General features: G+C 71.8%; 15 protein-coding genes. 5 read left to right on the top strand and 10 right to left on the bottom strand.

The annotated features are described in order from the left end of the window. Positions 1-34: 34 nt before the first annotated feature. Positions 35-1,108: an alkene reductase gene (locus ACIGA3_RS29550; RefSeq protein ID WP_399721422.1), complete on the top strand. Its 1,074-nt coding sequence runs from the start codon at positions 35-37 to the stop codon at positions 1,106-1,108. Here ACIGA3_RS29550 and ACIGA3_RS29555 read toward each other — a convergent pair. The 3 genes from ACIGA3_RS29555 to ACIGA3_RS29565 are packed head-to-tail and all read right to left on the bottom strand — an operon-like array spanning position 1,105 to position 3,949. Continuing rightward, positions 1,105-2,295: a dipeptidase gene (locus tag ACIGA3_RS29555; RefSeq protein WP_399721424.1), complete on the bottom strand. Its 1,191-nt coding sequence runs from the start codon at positions 2,293-2,295 to the stop codon at positions 1,105-1,107. The genes ACIGA3_RS29550 and ACIGA3_RS29555 overlap by 4 nt on opposite strands. Continuing rightward, positions 2,292-2,813, bottom strand: coding sequence for a 5-(carboxyamino)imidazole ribonucleotide mutase (gene purE, locus ACIGA3_RS29560; protein ID WP_399721426.1), 522 nt, complete (start codon positions 2,811-2,813; stop codon positions 2,292-2,294). The genes ACIGA3_RS29555 and purE overlap by 4 nt, the downstream gene beginning before the upstream one ends. Beyond that, the gene (locus ACIGA3_RS29565; protein ID WP_399721427.1) at positions 2,810-3,949 is read right to left on the bottom strand and encodes a 5-(carboxyamino)imidazole ribonucleotide synthase; all 1,140 of its coding nucleotides are present in this window, start codon (positions 3,947-3,949) and stop codon (positions 2,810-2,812) included. The genes purE and ACIGA3_RS29565 overlap by 4 nt, the downstream gene beginning before the upstream one ends. Before the next feature lie 196 nt (positions 3,950-4,145). On the opposite strand from ACIGA3_RS29565, the gene ACIGA3_RS29570 reads away from it, so the two are divergent. Beyond that, positions 4,146-4,634, top strand: a complete 489-nt coding sequence (locus tag ACIGA3_RS29570) for a GtrA family protein (protein ID WP_399721429.1) — start codon at positions 4,146-4,148, stop codon at positions 4,632-4,634. Position 4,635: 1 nt separating this feature from the next. On the opposite strand, the gene ACIGA3_RS29575 is transcribed toward ACIGA3_RS29570, so the two are convergent. After that, a complete protein-coding gene (locus ACIGA3_RS29575; RefSeq protein WP_399721431.1) occupies positions 4,636-5,910 on the bottom strand; it encodes an ATP-binding protein in 1,275 nt (424 codons plus the stop codon). A gap of 58 nt (positions 5,911-5,968) precedes the next feature. Continuing rightward, a complete protein-coding gene (locus ACIGA3_RS29580) occupies positions 5,969-6,646 on the bottom strand; it encodes a response regulator transcription factor (protein WP_389006804.1) in 678 nt (225 codons plus the stop codon). Positions 6,647-7,134: 488 nt separating this feature from the next. Here ACIGA3_RS29580 and ACIGA3_RS29585 point away from each other — a divergent pair, with 488 nt between their 5' ends. Further along, complete coding sequence (locus tag ACIGA3_RS29585; RefSeq protein WP_399721433.1) at positions 7,135-8,640, top strand: peptide MFS transporter; 1,506 nt, start codon at positions 7,135-7,137, stop codon at positions 8,638-8,640. An 81-nt stretch (positions 8,641-8,721) separates the two neighbouring features. Here the strand turns inward: ACIGA3_RS29585 and ACIGA3_RS29590 are convergent, their stop codons facing one another. Together ACIGA3_RS29590 and ACIGA3_RS29595 are read right to left on the bottom strand one after the other, a co-directional pair. After that, complete coding sequence (locus tag ACIGA3_RS29590) at positions 8,722-9,285, bottom strand: ATP-binding protein (protein ID WP_399721434.1); 564 nt, start codon at positions 9,283-9,285, stop codon at positions 8,722-8,724. 292 nt (positions 9,286-9,577) lie between these two features. Then, positions 9,578-9,955 carry an STAS domain-containing protein gene (locus ACIGA3_RS29595; RefSeq protein WP_399721436.1) on the bottom strand — a complete coding sequence of 126 codons (378 nt, stop codon included), beginning with the start codon at positions 9,953-9,955 and terminating at the stop codon, positions 9,578-9,580. A gap of 245 nt (positions 9,956-10,200) precedes the next feature. Here ACIGA3_RS29595 and ACIGA3_RS29600 point away from each other — a divergent pair, with 245 nt between their 5' ends. Together ACIGA3_RS29600 and ACIGA3_RS29605 are read left to right on the top strand one after the other, a co-directional pair. Continuing rightward, positions 10,201-11,106, top strand: a complete 906-nt coding sequence (locus tag ACIGA3_RS29600) for an RNA polymerase sigma factor SigF (RefSeq protein ID WP_399721438.1) — start codon at positions 10,201-10,203, stop codon at positions 11,104-11,106. A gap of 203 nt (positions 11,107-11,309) precedes the next feature. After that, on the top strand, positions 11,310-12,842 hold the full coding sequence (locus ACIGA3_RS29605; RefSeq protein ID WP_399721440.1) for a ricin-type beta-trefoil lectin domain protein: 1,533 nt from the start codon (positions 11,310-11,312) through the stop codon (positions 12,840-12,842). Positions 12,843-12,878: 36 nt separating this feature from the next. Here ACIGA3_RS29605 and hutI read toward each other — a convergent pair whose 3' ends face one another. Genes hutI through ACIGA3_RS29620 form a run of 3 tightly spaced genes read right to left on the bottom strand, consistent with a single transcriptional unit; the run spans position 12,879 to position 16,638 of the window. Further along, complete coding sequence (hutI, locus tag ACIGA3_RS29610; protein WP_399721442.1) at positions 12,879-14,054, bottom strand: imidazolonepropionase; 1,176 nt, start codon at positions 14,052-14,054, stop codon at positions 12,879-12,881. A 47-nt stretch (positions 14,055-14,101) separates the two neighbouring features. After that, positions 14,102-15,439, bottom strand: a complete 1,338-nt coding sequence (locus ACIGA3_RS29615) for a formimidoylglutamate deiminase (RefSeq protein ID WP_399721443.1) — start codon at positions 15,437-15,439, stop codon at positions 14,102-14,104. Then, positions 15,436-16,638 (bottom strand): allantoate amidohydrolase, encoded by a 1,203-nt coding sequence (locus ACIGA3_RS29620; RefSeq protein WP_399721520.1) that lies wholly within the window; start codon positions 16,636-16,638, stop codon positions 15,436-15,438. The genes ACIGA3_RS29615 and ACIGA3_RS29620 overlap by 4 nt, the downstream gene beginning before the upstream one ends. Between the last annotated feature and the right edge of the window lie 11 nt (positions 16,639-16,649).

The following is a 16,649-nucleotide window of genomic DNA, read 5'->3' on the forward strand; positions in this document are numbered from 1 at the left end:
ACCTGACACCGGTGTCAGCTTCTACGGTACGGCCATGACGGACTTCCTGGCCCCGGCCCGGCTCGGCCAACTCGCGCTCCCCCACCACCTGGTGATGGCCCCGCTCACCCGCAACCGCGCGGAGGCGGACGGCACCCCGACCCCGCTCATGGCCGACTACTACGCCCAGCGCGCCTCCGCCGGGCTCATCATCGGCGAGGCCGCGACCCCGAACGCGGTCGGCCAGACCTACCCGGACATCGCCGCGATGCACACCGACCGGCACACCGACGGCTGGCGCAAGATCACCGAGGCGGTACGGGCCGCCGGCGGGCACATGTTCCTCCAGCTCCAGCACGGCGGCCGGGTCAGCCACCCGGCGACGACAGGGCTGACCCCCGTGGCTCCCTCCGCCGTACCGCTCCCGGAGACGATCTTCACGCGGCAGGGTCACCTGCCCGCCCCCGTGCCCCGCGCGATGACACTCGACGACATCCGCACCGCCGTCGCCGACTTCGCCTCCGCCGCCCGGCGGGCGATCGACGCCGGGTTCGAGGGCGTGGAGGTGCACTCCGCCAACGGACATCTGCTGCACCAGTTCCTCGCCGGGAACACCAACCGGCGCACCGACGCGTACGGCGGCCCGCCCGAGCACCGGGTGCGCTTCACCGTGGAGGTGACCGAGGCGGTGGCCGACGCGATCGGCGCCGAGCGGGTCGGCGTACGGATCTCGCCGGGCGGCACGGTCAACGGCATCCAGGAGGACGACACCCACGCCCTGTACCCCGCGCTGCTGCACCGCCTGCGCGGCCTGGGCCTCGCCTATCTGCACCTGGTGCGCGCCGAACCCGGCGACGAGCTGTACAAGCGGCTGCGCGCCGACTGGCCCGGCACGCTGATCGGCAACCCGCTGCTGACCGACCTCACCACCGAGGCGGTGGCGCGGGCGTCGCGCGCGATGCTGGCTTCCGGCGCGGACCTGGTCGCCCTCGGCCGCCCCTTCATCTCCAACCCGGACCTGGTCGCCCGGCTGCGCCGGGGAGCCCCGCTCAACCCGCTCAGGGAGCGGTACCTGATGTACGTGGGCGGGGCCGACGGTTACACCGACTACCCCGCCCTCGTCGACTAGCCGTCCAGCGACTCGATCGTCGCGTGGGAGGCCGGGCGGGTGGTGCGGAGGTCGCGGGAGACGTCCTCCGCCGCGCCCAGGACCCGGACCGCGTTCTGCCAGGTCAGCTTGGCGAGGTCCGGCTTGGACCAGCCGCGGTCGAGGAGTTCCGCGATCAGGTTCGGGTAGCCGGAGACGTCGTTCAGGCCGTCCGGGGTGAACGCGGTGCCGTCGTAGTCGCCGCCGATGCCGAGGTGGTCGATGCCGGCCACCTCGCGCATGTGGTCGAGGTGGTCCGCGACCGTGGAGACGGTGGCGATGGGGCGCGGGTTGCGCTCCTCGAAGTCCCGGTGGACCTTCATGCCCTCCTCGGTGGTGTCGAGGTGGTGCAGGCCGTGGGCGCGCATGTTGTCGTCGGCGGCGGCCGTCCAGTCCACGGCGGCCTGGAGGACGAACTTCGGTACGAACGTCACCATCGCCATGCCGCCGTTGGCGGGCAGCCGCTCCAGCACGTCGTCCGGGACGTTGCGCGGGTGGTCGCACACGGCACGCGAGGAGGAGTGCGAGAAGATGACCGGCGCCGAGGTGGCGTCCAGCGCGTCCCGCATCGTCGTCGCCGCGACGTGGGAGAGGTCGACCAGCATGCCGAGCCGGTTCATCTCGCGGACGACCTCGCGGCCGAAGGCGGTCAGACCGCCGGCCTTGGGCTCGTCGGTCGCCGAGTCCGCCCAGTCCACGTTGTCGTTGTGGGTGAGCGTCATGTACCGCACGCCCAGCGCGTACAACCCCCGCAGCGTGCCGAGGGAGTTGGCGATGGAGTGCCCGCCCTCGGCACCCATCAGCGAGGCGATCCGGCCGGAGGCACGAGCCGCCTCCATGTCGGCGGCCGTCAGCGCGGGCGCCAGCTCGTCCGGGTACCGCTCGATCAGCCGCGTCACACAGTCGATCTGCTCCAGCGTGGCCGGCACCGCGTCGGGCAGGTCCGACCGCACGTACACCGACCAGTACTGCGCCCCGACCCCGCCCTCGCGCAGGCGGGGCAGGTCGGTGTGCAGATGGGCGTTCTGGTGACCGGCGATGTCCCGCGCGGCCAGGTCGTAGGCGACCTGCTCCCGCAGCGCCCACGGCAGGTCGTTGTGCCCGTCGACGACGGGGAACTCCCGCAGCAGCGAGCGGGCTTCGTCCAGGGAGGAGGTCATCGGCGTCATTTCCCGAATCCGAAGCCGGCCGAGCCCTCGACCTTGGAGCGGAGGCGCTTGCCCTTCTCCGTGGCCTGGTCGTTCAGCTCCTGCTGGAAGTCGCGCATGCGCTGGAGGAGGTCCTCGTCGTGCGCGGCGAGCATCCGGGCGGCCAGCAGACCGGCGTTGCGGGCGCCGCCGACGGAGACGGTGGCGACCGGGACACCGGCCGGCATCTGGACGATCGACAGCAGCGAGTCCATGCCGTCCAGGTACTTCAGCGGCACCGGCACACCGATGACCGGCAGCGGCGTCACCGAGGCGAGCATGCCGGGCAGGTGGGCGGCGCCGCCCGCGCCCGCGATGATCGCCTTCAGCCCGCGCTCGGCGGCCCGCTCCCCGTACGCGACCATCTCGCGCGGCATCCGGTGCGCGGAGACGACATCCACCTCGTAGGGAATCTCGAACTCGTCGAGGGCCTTGGCGGCGGCCTCCATGACGGGCCAGTCGGAGTCCGACCCCATGACGATGCCAACAACGGGACTCATTCGGTGATCGTGCCTCTCAGGTAGCCGGCTGCGTGACGGGCGCGTTCCAGTACATCGTCCAGGTCGTCGCCGTAGGTGTTGACGTGACCCACCTTGCGGCCGGGTTTTACGTCCTTGCCATACATGTGGATCTTGAGCTGGGGGTCGCGGGCCATGCAGTGGAGGTACGCGGAGTACATGTCCGGGTAGTCACCGCCGAGCACGTTGACCATGACCGTCCAGGGCGCGCGGGGGCGCGGGTCGCCGAGGGGGAGGTCGAGGACCGCGCGGACGTGGTTGGCGAACTGCGAGGTGATCGCGCCGTCCATCGACCAGTGGCCGGAGTTGTGCGGGCGCATGGCCAGCTCGTTGACGAGGACACGGCCGTCGCGGGTCTCGAACAGCTCGACCGCGAGGTGCCCGACGACACCGAGTTCCTTGGCGATGTTCAGGGCCATCTCCTCGGCCCGGAGCGCGAGGGTCTCGTCCAGGCCGGGCGCGGGCGCGATCACGGTGTCGCACACGCCTGCGACCTGCCGGGACTCCACCACCGGGTAGGCGACGGCCTGGCCGTGCGGGGAGCGTACGACGTTGGCGGCCAGCTCGCGGACGTAGTCGACCTTCTCCTCGGCCAGCACCGGCACGCCCGCCCGGAAGGGCTCGGCGGCCTCCGCCTCGGAGTCGACGACCCACACGCCCTTGCCGTCGTAGCCGCCGCGCACCGTCTTCAGGACGACGGGGAAGCCCTCGCCCTCGGCGGCGAACGCGGCCACGTCGGCCGGGTCGCGCACGATGCGGTGGCGCGGGCAGGGCACGCCGATCTCCGTGAGCTTCGCGCGCATCACGCCCTTGTCCTGGGCGTGCACGAGCGCGTCGGGCCCCGGCCGGACGGGGATGCCGTCCGCCTCCAGGGCCTTGAGGTGCTCGGTCGGCACGTGCTCGTGATCGAAGGTGATCACGTCACAGCCGCGCGCGAACTCACGCAGCGTGTCGAGGTCGCGATAGTCGCCGATGACGACTTCGCTCACGACCTGCGCCGCGGAATCCTGGGGAGTGTCACTGAGGAGCTTGAACCTGATGCCCAACGGGATGCCCGCCTCGTGCGTCATACGCGCGAGCTGCCCCCCGCCGACCATGCCGACTACCGGGAACGTCACCCCCCTAGCGTATCGGCCGCCGGGACCGGCCCGGACGACCGATGTCCTGGCCCCCCGGCGCGGATCTCTTACCCGCCCCTTGCCGGCCTCTTGCCGACCCGTTTCCCCGGCTGTGGCCAGGTGCGCGGGCATGGGAGGGATCGCGTGGATAGCATGGCCGGGCCGAGAAGAACCTATGGACGGGAGCTGCACAGCCATGGAACGTCGTTCCTCGGGGCTGCAACGGCTCGCCCGTGAGGTGGCCAAGTTCGGCGCGGTCGGAGGGGCCGGGGTCCTGGTCAACCTCGGTGTGTTCAACCTGGTCCGGCACGTCTCCGACCTGCCCGTGGTGCGGGCCAGCATCATCGCCACGATCGTGGCCATCGTCTTCAACTACCTGGGCTTCCGCTACTGGACGTACCGGGACCGCGAAAAGGGCGGGCGCCCGCGCGAGCTGATGCTGTTCCTGGTGTTCAGCGCGATCGGCCTGGTGATCGAGAACGGGGTGCTGTACCTCGCCACCTACGGGTTCGGCTGGGACACCCCGCTCCAGAGCAACATCTTCAAGTTCGTCGGCATCGGCGTCGCCACGCTGTTCCGCTTCTGGTCGTACCGCACCTGGGTGTTCCGCGCGCTGCCCGACAAGGACACGGGCACGGAGCCGGTGGCCCGGCACGAGCCGGAGAACCCGGAGCGGGTGCGCTAGCTCAGCGGACCGTGGGCTCCTGGCCGTCTCCCTTGTTCTGGGCGGGGGCGGTGCGGGAGAGGAACAGGCCGAAGACCGGCGGGTGCGTCTGGAGCAGCTCCAGACGGCCGCCGTCCGCCTCGGCGAGGTCGCGGGCGACGGCGAGGCCGATGCCGGTGGAGTTGCGGCCGCTGATGGTCCGCTCGAAGATCCGCGCGCCGAGGTCGGCGGGGACGCCGGGGCCCTCGTCGGTGACCTCGATCACGGACTGGTTGCCGGTGACACGGGTGCGCAGGGCGACGGTGCCGCCGCCGTGCATCAGCGAGTTCTCGATCAGCGCGGCCAGTACCTGCGCGACGGCGCCGGGCGTGCCGACCGCCGTCAGGTGCCGCTTGCCGGAGCTGACGATGGCCCGGCCCGCGCTGCGGTAGGCGGGGCGCCACTCGGCGAGCTGCTGCTGGATGACGTCGTCCAGGTGGAAGGTGACGGCGGAGCCGGTACGCGGGTCGCGTGAGTTGGTCAGCAGCCGCTCCACCACGTCGGTCAGCCGCTCCACCTGCGCCAGCGCGATGGTGGCCTCCTCCTTCACCGTCTCCGGCTCATCGGTGAGGGTGATCTCCTCCAGCCGCATGGAGAGCGCCGTGAGGGGCGTACGCAGCTGGTGGGAGGCGTCGGCCGCGAGGCGCCGTTCGGCGGTCAGCATGCGCCCGATGCGCTCGGCGGAGGAATCCAGTACGTCGGCGACCCGGTCCAGCTCGGGGACGCCGTAGCGCTTGTGGCGGGGGCGGGGGTCGCCGGAGCCGAGGCGTTCGGCGGTCTCGGCGAGGTCGGTGAGCGGGGAGGCGAGCCGGTTGGCCTGGCGTACGGCGAGCAGGACGGCGGCGATCACGGCGAGCAGGGCGACCAGGCCGATGATCAGCAGGGTGCGGCCGACCTCGCGGGTCACGGCGGAGCGGGGCTCCTGCACGGTGACCGTCTCGCCCTCCTCGCCGTGCTGCGTGGAGTGGATGACGTCGCCCTCGGGCTTGCTGCCGATCTCGATCGGGGCCCGGCCGGGCATCCGGATCACCGCGTACTGGGTCTTGCTGACCGGGTTGCGCAGCACGTCGGCGTTGACGTTCTCGGCGGCGAGGATGCGGCTGTCCACGATGCTGGCCAGCCGGACCGCCTCGGACTCGACCCGCTCCTGGGCGCTGTTGCTGATCGTCCGTGTCTCCACGATCACCAGCGAGACCCCGAACACGGCGATCACCACCAGCACGACGGCAAGCGTGGACTGAATAAGACGACGACGCACGGGTCCCTCCGGGAAGACTGAGAACCACCAGTCTCCCCCGCCTTCGACGAGGTGGGCGTCAGCTCTTCTCGAAGCGGAAGCCCACGCCGCGCACCGTGGCGATGTACCGGGGGTTGGCCGCGTCGTCGCCGAGCTTCTTGCGGAGCCAGGAGATGTGCATGTCCAGGGTCTTGGTGGAGGACCACCACGTCGTGTCCCAGACCTCGCGCATGAGCTGGTCCCGGGTGACGACCCGCCCCGCGTCCCGCACCAGCACCCGGAGCAGGTCGAACTCCTTGGCCGTGAGCTGGAGCTCCTCCTCGCCCATCCAGGCGCGGTGCGACTCGACGTCGATGCGCACACCGTGCGTGGCCGTCGGCTGCTGCGGCTCCGCCGAGCCGCGCCGCAGCAGGGCCCGGACCCGGGCCAGCAGCTCGGCGAGGCGGAAGGGCTTGGTGACGTAGTCGTCGGCGCCCGCGTCGAGGCCCACGACGGTGTCCACCTCGTCGGCCCGCGCGGTCAGGATGAGGATCGGCACGGTGTGGCCGTCGGCACGCAGCCGGCGGGCGACCTCCAGGCCGTCCATGCCGGGCAGGCCCAGGTCCAGCACGACGAGATCGACACCGCCCTGGAGTCCGGCGTCGAGCGCGCTGGGGCCGTCCTCGCGCACCTCGACCTCGTAACCTTCCCGGCGCAGAGCGCGGGCCAGCGGCTCCGAGATGGACGCGTCGTCCTCGGCGAGCAGTACACGGGTCATGAGCTGATGGTAGACCGCCCGCGCGTGGGGGCGGGGCGTGGTCGGCAGCAGGGCTCTTACCTTTGTACCCTGCTGGTACAAACCAGTGCCCGTGGGATGCGATCGTGGAAGAGACCTTCGAAACAGGTCGCGCGGTTCCCCTGATCCCTGTGATCCGTGTCTCAAGTCCTTCCATTTCCGGCAGTGTCCTGCCGTATGGTGACCTGAACGCCTGTAGCACACCGGGGGCCTTTTGGCGGGCACATGACGCCTTGGGTCCTTTTTCTGTGCGGGCTGACGAAGATCAGCCTTGAAAGGAATGACCTCTGGCCGGGCTCCGCACGCAGTGACGCGTTCGGGGCGTGGATCCCGGTGGTCGCCGTCCGCCGCTCCGCCAGGATGCGGGGCCCCCAGGGCGTGGGGGTGGATGGACGACCTCGCCGGTGCCGGCCGCACCCCCACCGGGCGCGCAGCGCTCCATCGCGCGTCCCGACCAGCAAGGAACGACCATGGCGTCCAGCCTGACGAAGGACTCGGTCCGCCCGGAGACCCCGGGTACCGAGAAGACCTTCTTCGGCCACCCCCGAGGCTTGGCCACTCTCTTCATGACCGAGATGTGGGAGCGGTTCTCCTACTACGGCATGAGGGCCCTGCTCCCGCTGTACCTGGTCGCTCCGGGCGGCCTGCACATGAGCGCGGGCACCGCGACCGCGATCTACTCGGTGTACCTGTCGCTCGTGTACCTGCTCGCCCTGCCCGGTGGCTGGGTCGCCGACCGCCTGCTCGGTCCCCGCAAGACGGTGGCCGTCTCCGGTCTCATCATCATGCTCGGCCACCTGTGCCTGGCGCTGCCCATGTCCGCGAGCTTCTTCGTCGGTCTGGTCCTGGTCGCCATCGGTTCGGGTCTGCTGAAGGCCAACATCTCGACGATGGTCGGCCACCTGTACAAGGGCGTGGACGACCCGCGCCGCGACGGTGGCTTCACCCTCTTCTACATCGGCATCAACCTGGGCGCCTTCGTCGCACCGCTGGCCATCGGCACCGTCGGCGAGAACGTCAACTGGCACCTCGGCTTCGCGCTGGCCGCGCTCGGTATGGCGCTGGGCCTCATCCAGTACATGCTGGGCGGCCGTCACCTCGCCGCGCAGAGCAACGAGGTCCCGACCCCGATGTCCGCCGAGGAGAAGAAGTCCACGCTGCGCAAGGGCCTGATCTGGCTCGCCATCGCCGTGGTCTTCTACGCCCTCGTGGGCGGCACGGGCCACTTCACGCTGAACTGGGCCCTGATCCCGCTGACGATCATCGGCCTGATCGTGCCGATCCTGGTGATCGCCCGGATCTACCGCGACAAGGACCTGGAGCCGTCCGAGCGCTCGAAGGTCTCCGCGTACATCTGGTTCTTCGTCGCCGCCGCCGTCTTCTGGATGATCTACGACCAGGGTGGTTCCACCCTGTCGCTGTTCGCCGACAGCTCGGCCAAGAACACGATCGCCGGCTGGGGCTTCCCGGTCTCCTGGTACCAGTCGGTCAACCCGATCATGATCATGGCGCTGGCCCCGGTCTTCGCCTGGCTGTGGCTGTGGCTGAACCGGCGCGGCCAGGAGCCGAGCACGATCGTGAAGTTCGGCTCCGGTCTGGTGCTGGTCGGCGCGTCCTTCTTCCTCTTCCTCGCTCCGCTGTCGATCGCCGAGGGCGGTCACAAGGCCGCGGCGATGTGGCTGGTGGCGATCTACTTCGTGCAGACCGTCGGTGAGCTGGCGCTGTCGCCGGTGGGCCTGTCGGTGACCACGAAGATGGCGCCGAAGAAGTACGCCTCGCAGATGATGGGCGTCTGGTTCCTCGCGGTCACCGCGGGCGACTCGATCACCGCCCTGCTGTCGAACCCGGCCGTCGGCGGGGTCAACCTCGACAGGATGGGCTTCGTCGGCCTGGAGGCGGCCCTGGCCGTGGTGGCGGGCGTCGCGGTCTGGATGTACCGCAAGAAGGTCAAGGCCCTGATGGGCAGCGTCAACTGACCTGACTCGCTCCGCTGGACGCACGAAGGGCCCCCGCATCGATGATGCGGGGGCCCTTCGCCGTTGTCCGGGGCGCCGGTCTCAGGCCGGGGCGCCCAGTTCCGCCCAGACCGTCTTGCCTGGCTGGTCGGGGGTGCGTACGACGCCCCAGTCCAGGCAGAGGCGCTGGACGATGAACATGCCGTGGCCGCCGGGGCGGCCCGCCTGGTGCGGGGTACGGGGTGCGGGCTGGCCGGTGCCCCGGTCGGTGACCTCCAGCCGGATCGCCTTCTTGTCGCAGGACAGGAACAGCTGGTCCGGTCCACCGGCGTGCAGGCAGGCGTTGGTGACCAGCTCCGAGACGACGAGGAGCACGTCCTCGGCGGCGGCCCGCTGCTCGGCGCCGGCGGCGGGGAGCCAGCCCCACGCGTACAGCGCCTGCCGGGTGAAGTCCCGGGCGAGCGGGACCACCCCGCTCTCGCCGTCCAGGCTCAGTCTGCGGACCTGCCGCCCCCACGCCTCCGCCTCGCCGTCGGAGGGCGTGGCAGGCGCGACGGCACTCACGGCCGTCGCGTCGTCCGACGCCTCGTCTCCTTCGGGCATGCCGGAAGCGCCGCTCGGCTCCGGGCCACCGTCGCCCGGCGAGTAGGGCCGGGTGGTGCTCATCAGCGCTTCACCTCACCGATCCACCAGTACACGATTCAAAAGTCCGACTCCGTTCGGTCCCGGACGGCCGGTTCACCGTCCGTCCGGTGTCCGCGTGCTGCCTCCGTCACCCTTCGGCGGTCCGCCCTCGCCTCATACGTCGCGCCGGACCCCATCCCCGGTTCCCGGAACGGTCCGGCGGCGGGGCTGCCGAAGGGTTTCAGAGTGTCTCCTGCCCGACTGATCCCCCGGAACACCCCCGCGTTCACCCGGCGCTCGAAGGAGCACCGGTGGAGGGGGCGTACGGGAGGGGTCAGCCGGTCTCGCCCGACAGGGCTGCCGCCACGGAGTCGTGGACGGTGAAGACCGCCTCGGCTCCCGTGATCTCGAATACGCGTGCGACTACGGGCAGCATGCCCGCGAGGTGCACTCCGCCGCCGGCGGCGTCTGCCTTGAGCCGCGCCCCGAGCAGGACGTTCAGTCCTGTCGAGTCGCAGAACTCCAGTCGTGAGCAGTCCACGACAAGTCGTGCGAAGCCCTTCTCGAGGAGGTCGTCGAGCGGCTCGCGCAGTAGATCGGCGGTGTGGTGATCGAGTTCACCAGCCGGTGTCACTACGGCGCTGGAGCCCTCTTCCCGCACCTCCACCAGAAGCCGGCCCGACTGTGCGCTGCCGACCGTCCCGTGGTCCATGCCGTCTCTCTCCCGAGGTCTTGGCTGCTGATGCCCTCGAACATTACGCCTTCCAGCCACACTTCGACACCCGAACAACCCCACAGAAACGGGCATATCGCCGCAAACGACACTTGCGACCAGCTCACCGAAGCAGGTAGGGCTAGTACGACACACATCCCTACACGCCGGCTTCGGAGGCGCCGCACACCGCAGTGCACGTATCGGCTTCGGCAGCCATATGCCGAGAACGATGGAGGACACCCATGTCACCCCGGCTCGACGCATCGCCTACCCACAAAGCGACGTCGACACCCCCACCGGACCAGCTGGACCACACCATCGACCCTCTCGACCCCCTCGACCCCCTGGCGGGGCTCCCCGAGATCCCGCCGTTCGACGAGGTCGGCCCGGTGGACGCGCGAGCCCTGTCCAAGACGCTCTTCGAGCGCCTGGAGTCGCTGGAGGAGGGCACGCACGAATACTCGTACGTCCGTAACACCCTCGTCGAACTGAATCTGGCGCTCGTCAAGTTCGCCGCCTCGCGCTTCCGCTCCCGCAGCGAGCCGATGGAGGACATCGTCCAGGTCGGCACGGTCGGCCTGATCAAGGCGATCGACCGCTTCGAGATGTCGCGCGGCGTCGAGTTCCCGACCTTCGCCATGCCGACCATCATCGGCGAGATCAAGCGCTTCTTCCGTGACACCTCGTGGTCCGTACGCGTCCCGCGCCGCCTCCAGGAGCTGCGGCTCGACCTGGCGAAGGCCGGGGACGAGCTGGCCCAGCGGCTGGACCGCACCCCCACCGTCGCGGAGCTGGCCGAGCGGCTCGGACTCTCCCACGAGGAGGTCGTCGAGGGCATGGCGGCCTCGAACGCCTACACCGCCTCCTCGCTGGACGCCCAGCCCGCCGAGGACGACACCGAGGGCGCGCTCTCGGACCGCATCGGCTACGAGGACCACGGGCTCGAAGGCATCGAGTACATCGAGTCGTTGAAGCCGCTGATCGCCGAACTGGCGCCCCGCGACCGGAAGATCCTCTCCCTGCGCTTCGTGGCGGGCCTGACCCAGTCGGAGATCGGCGAGGAGCTGGGCATCTCCCAGATGCATGTCTCGCGGCTGCTGTCGCGGACGTTGACGCGGCTGCGCAAGGGACTGACGCTGGACGAGTGACGGTGGGCGCCGCCCGAGGGCGGTCCTCCCCCGCACGCATGAGGCGGCTCGGCAGGCGGTGCCGGGCCGCCTCGCCGTGTCACCGATGCGCGAACCGTTATGGGTTACCCAAAGTAACCCCTTTCCCGGACCGCGCCCCTCCAGCACCATGGGCCACCCGAACTGGCTGGTATGTCAGAACCCCAGGGGGACGGAGGGCGCGCATGGCTCAGGGCGACCGGGCCGAGCCGGACGAGGACGTTCAGAAGGCGCCGGACGCGCGGCTCATCGAACTGCTGCGCACCCCGACCCCGACGGCGTACCCGGCGCTGCAGGAGTTGCGCCGCCGCCACCAGCCGGCGGTCCTCGCCTACGCCCGCCTGTGCACCACCGGCGAGTCCGCCGCCCGACGGCTGGCGGCGGAGGCGCTCACCGCGGCTGCCCGTGACACGGCGCGCGGCATCGAGCCGAACGTGCCCCTGCGCCACCACCTGCTGCTCCTGACGGGTCGCGCCGCGGCGTCCTGGGCCCGTGACGAGCGGGCGGCGGGCCTGGACCCCGGCCTGCTGCTGGTGCTCAACTCCGGTGCCGTGCCCGGCGGTCCGACCCCGCCCCTGCTCCCGGCGTTCCAGTCGCTCCCGTCCCGCGACCAGGGCCTGGTCTGGTACGGCGTCCTGGAGGAGGAGCCCCAGGAGCGGACCGCCGCCTACCTCGGCCTCGGGCCCGCGGATGTCACCTACGGCACCCCGCGAGCCGTGACGGCGCTGGCCCAGGCGTGCCTGCGACAGCGGCTGGCCGCGTCCGACGATCCGCGCTGCGCCGACTTCCGCCGGCTGATCGAGGAGGCGGTACGGCCGGAGGGGCCCCGCCGCAGCGTCGACCTGGACGCGCACAAGGCCCGATGCCCCTGCTGCGCGGCCGCGTTCGAGGACCTGAGCGCACTGCGGGACACCCCGCGGCAGGCCCTCGCGGAGGGGCTGCTCCCCTGGCGCGGCACGGCATACGCCCACCGAGACGGTCCTGCCCCGGCACCGGCGCCCGACGGGCCTGCCCCGCGCCGGAACCGGCCGCCGCGACGTCGCTATCCGTTGGCCTTACTGGCCCTGGGTGTGGCCCTCGTCTCGCTCGTGGTGTTCCTGCTCGTACGTCCGGACGACTCTCCCGGACAGCCGGTGGCGGCCCCCGCACCCCCTCAGGTGACGGTCACGGCGACGTTCTCCCCCTCGCCCGTCGTCTCCCCCACCCCGTCCCGCACGGCCAAGTCCCCTGCGCCGAGCAGGACTTCGCAGCACCCGACGCCCCTGCCGACCCGCCGTGAGCCCAGCCCCTCCCCGACGCCCCCGCCCACACCGCCGGGCGCCGCCCGCACCCAGGTGGTGAATCTGGCCACCGGCACGTGCCTGGACGTACGCGACGGCGACTTCGACAAGGGAACCGACGTCGTCACCGTCCCCTGCACCTCCTCGCCCGCCCAGCGCTGGAGCGTCGACAGCGACCTGGGGGTCGTCCGCTCGGCCGCCGACTCCGACTTCTGTCTGGACAGCCGGGGCGACGCCGACCGGGGCGTGGGCATCTGGCCGTGCGACTCGGTCCACGGCGGCAACGGCCAGAACCTCCGCTTCACGGTCGACCCCGACGGCACCATCCGGCCGGAGATCGCCATCGAGACGGCCGTGGTGCCCGACGGCGGTGGCGGGGTGGAGCTGCGGCCACTGAACGGCGGCCGGGAGCAGCGGTGGCGGGCGGGGGCCCGCTGACGAGGACGGGGTCCGCGCGGAGGGCACCGGGGCCGGTCAGGCCACCCGGACGCCGCTCCGCCACACCTCGCCGACCAGCGGGACGCCGGGGCGGTAGGCCAGGTGGACGTGGCTGGGGGCGTCCAGGAGGGTCAGGTCGGCGCGGGCACCTGGGCTGAGGCGGCCGATGTCGGTACGGCGCAGCGCGGCCGCCCCGCCCGCCGTGGCGGCCCACACGGCCTCGTCCGGGGTCATCCCCATGTCCCGCACCGCCAGCGCGATACAGAACGGCACGGACGAGGTGTACGACGAGCCGGGGTTGCAGTCCGTGGACAGGGCCACCGTGGCCCCCGCGTCCAGCAGGCGGCGCGCGTCGGGCCACTCGGCGCGGGTGGAGAACTCGGCGCCGGGCAACAGCGTGGCGACCGTACCGCTGTTCGCCAGGGCGTCCACGTCGGCGTCCGTGAGGTGGGTGCAGTGGTCGGCGCTGGCCGCGTCCAGCTCCACGGCCAGCTGGACGCCGGGGCCGTACGAGAGCTGGTTGGCGTGGACGCGGGGGTGCAGTCCCCTGGCGCGGCCGGCGGTGAGGATCGCGCGGGCCTGGTCGCCGTCGAAGGCGCCCTTCTCGCAGAACACGTCGATCCAACGGGCGTGCGGGGCGCAGGCGTCCAGCATCTCCCCGGTCACCAGGGCGACGTACGCGGCCGGGTCCCCGGCCAGTTCGGGGGCGACGATGTGAGCGCCGAGGTAGGTCACCTCGTCGGTGTGGGCGGCCGCGATGCGCAGGGCGCGGGACTCGTCCTCGACGGTGAGCCCGTAGCCCGACTTGGTCTCCATCGTGGTGGTGCCCTGGCGCAGCGCCTCGGCCAGGTGGCGCGCGAGGTTGGCCTCCAGCTCGGCGTCGGAGGCGGCGCGGGTGGCGGCGACCGTGGTGCGGATGCCGCCGGCGCTGTAGGCGCGGCCGGACATGCGGGCGTTGAACTCGGCCGTGCGGTCCCCGGCGAAGACCAGATGGGAGTGGGAGTCCACGAAGCCCGGCAGGACGGCCTTCCCACCGGCGTCGAGGCGGTTGTCAGTGGCGGGTGCTTTCCTTGACTCACCGGCCCACACGACGCGTTCGCCGTCGATGACCAGGGCCGCGTCCTGGATGAGTCCGAGAGGGGAACTGTCACCGAGGGAGGGGTCGTTGGTGACCAGCGTGGCGATGTTGGTGATGGCGGTGCTGCTGCTCATGGTGTTCTCGGTGTCCTCGGGGGTGCCGGTAGGGGTGCCGGTGGGGGTCAGTCGCGCAGGGCGCCGATCGCGTCGGCGAGGGCGGAGGGCACGTCGGGCACGAGCGTGTGCGCCCCGTCCCGTACGACCTGGCGGCCGCCCACGACCGTGTGCCGGACGTCCGCCGCGCTCGCCGCGAATACGGCCGTCTCGGCGCCGAGCCGGGGCGGCGGTCCGGCCGTCCTGACCGAGTCGAGGGCGATGGTCGTGAGGTCGGCCAGCCGTCCGGGCTCGATGGCGCCCGCCTCCTGCCAGCCGAGCGCGGCGTGGCCGTCCTCGGTGGCGGCGCGCAACAGCGCGGCGGCGGTCCAGTGACCCCGTGTGCGGGTGCGCAGCCGCTCGTCCAGCTCCATCGCGCGCGCCTCTTCGAGCAGGTCGATGACGGCGTGGCTGTCGGAGCCGAGGGAGAGCGGGGAGCCCGCGCTCTGGAGGTTGACGGCGGGCCCGATGCCGTCGGCCAGGTCGCGTTCGGTGGTGGGGCACATGCAGGTGCCGGTGCCCGAGCCGCCGAGCAGGGCGATGTCCTCGCCGGTGAGATGGGTGTTGTGCACACCGGTGGTGCGCGGTCCGAGCACGCCGTGGTCGGCGAGCAGCCGGGCCGGGGTGACGCCGTGCGCGGCCAGGCAGGCGTCGTTCTCGGCGGTCTGCTCGGAGAGGTGGACGTGCAGCGGGGCCCGCCGCTCCCCGGCCCAGCCCGCGACGGTCGCCAACTGGGCGGCGGGGACGGCCCGTACGGAGTGGACGGCCGCGCCGATCCGCGCGTGATCCTGTTCCTTGAGAACTGAACAGCGTTCGGCCCAGGCGTCCGCGGTGCCGTCGGAGAAGCGGAGCTGATGGTGGTTGGGGGGCTCGCCGAAGCCGGCCGAGAGGTACGCGGTGTCCAGGAGGGTGATGCGGATGCCGGCCTCGGCGGCGGCCGCGATCAGAGCCTCGCCCATGGCATTGGGGTCGGCGTAGGGCGTGCCGCCGGGGGCGTGGTGGAGGTAGTGGAACTCCCCCACGCAGGTGATCCCGGCGAGGGCCATCTCGGCGTACACCGCGCGGGCGAGGGCATGGTAGGTCTCCGGGGTCAGCCGGTCGGCGACGGAGTACATCACCTCACGCCAGGTCCAGAAGGTCCCGGAGCCGACCTGGACCGTGCCGCGCAGGGCCCGGTGGAAGGCGTGGCTGTGCGCGTTGGCGAGGCCGGGCAGGGTGAGACCGCGCAGGATCTCGGCGCCGGGCGGCGGGGTGGGCGTGCCGGTGCGGACGGCGGTGATGCGGCCGTCCGCGACCTCGACGAGCACCCCCGGCTCGACGTTCGCGCCGAGCCAGGCGTGCTCCAACCAGTAGGTTCCCTGGGTCACCTGCGGGTCAGTCCTTCCAGTACGTCGGCGAGGGCGCGCACCCCGGCCACGCAGTCGTCCTCGGTCGCGGACTCGGCCGGGGAGTGCGAGACACCGGTGGGGTTGCGCACGAACAGCATGGCGGTCGGGACGCTCCCGGACAGAATCCCGGCGTCGTGCCCGGCCCCGGTGCCCAGCACGGGCACCTTCAGCCCGGCGTCCCGGCCCAGGAGGCGGCCGAGTTCGTCGCGCAGGGCGTGGTCGAACTCCACGACCGGGGTGAAGGACTCGCGGACCACGTCCAGGTCGATGCCGTGGGCGTCGGCGTACTCCCGCGCGGCACGCGTGATGCCGTCGAGGACCGTGTCCAGCGCCTCCTGGCCGGGGGCGCGGGAGTCCAGCCAGCCGCGCACCAGGGAGGGGATGGCGTTGACCCCGTTGGGTTCCACGGAGATCTTGCCGAACGTGGCGACGGCTCCGGCGAGTTCGGCCTCCCGGCGGGCGGCAAGCACGGTCTCGGCGTACGTCGGCATCGGGTCCCGCCGGTCCGCGAGCCGGGTGGTGCCGGCGTGGTTGGCCTCGCCCCGGAAGTCGAACCGCCAGCGGCCGTGCGGCCAGATGGAGCTGGCGATGCCGACCTGGTCCCCGGAGAGGTCCAGCGCGCGGCCCTGTTCGACATGCAGTTCCACGAACGCGCCGATGCGGGCGAGGCGTTCGGGGTCGGCTCCGATGGTGTCGGGGTCGTGGCCGGCGGCCGCCATGGCCTTGGGCAGGGTGATCCCGTCGCCGTCGGTGAGGAGGTGGGCCTGCTCGACGGTGAGCTGCCCGGCGGCGAGCCGGGAGCCGACGCAGGCGAGCCCGAAGCGGGCACCTTCCTCGTCCCCGAAGTTGACGATGCCGAGGGGGCGGTTCGGCCGAACTTCTCGAGCTTTAAGTTCGTCCAGCGCCGCAAAAGCGGACACCACCCCGAGGGGCCCGTCGAAAGCCCCACCGTCCGGCACGGAGTCGAGGTGCGACCCGGTGACGACGGCGTCCCCGTCGGCGGGGTCCCCGAGCCAGGCCCACTGGTTCCCGTTCCGGTCCACCTCGTAGCTCAGCCCGCGAGCCTCGGCCTGTCCCCGGAACCAGGCCCGGCACTCGGCGTCGGCGGCGGTCCAGGCGTATCGCCGGTAACCGCCGGAGGCGGAGCTGCGCCCGATGGGCAGCAGTTCGGCCCACATCTCCTGGAAGG

Origin of the sequence: Streptomyces sp. NPDC085596 (assembly GCF_044541565.1) — a bacterium.
Taxonomy (GTDB): domain Bacteria; phylum Actinomycetota; class Actinomycetes; order Streptomycetales; family Streptomycetaceae; genus Streptomyces.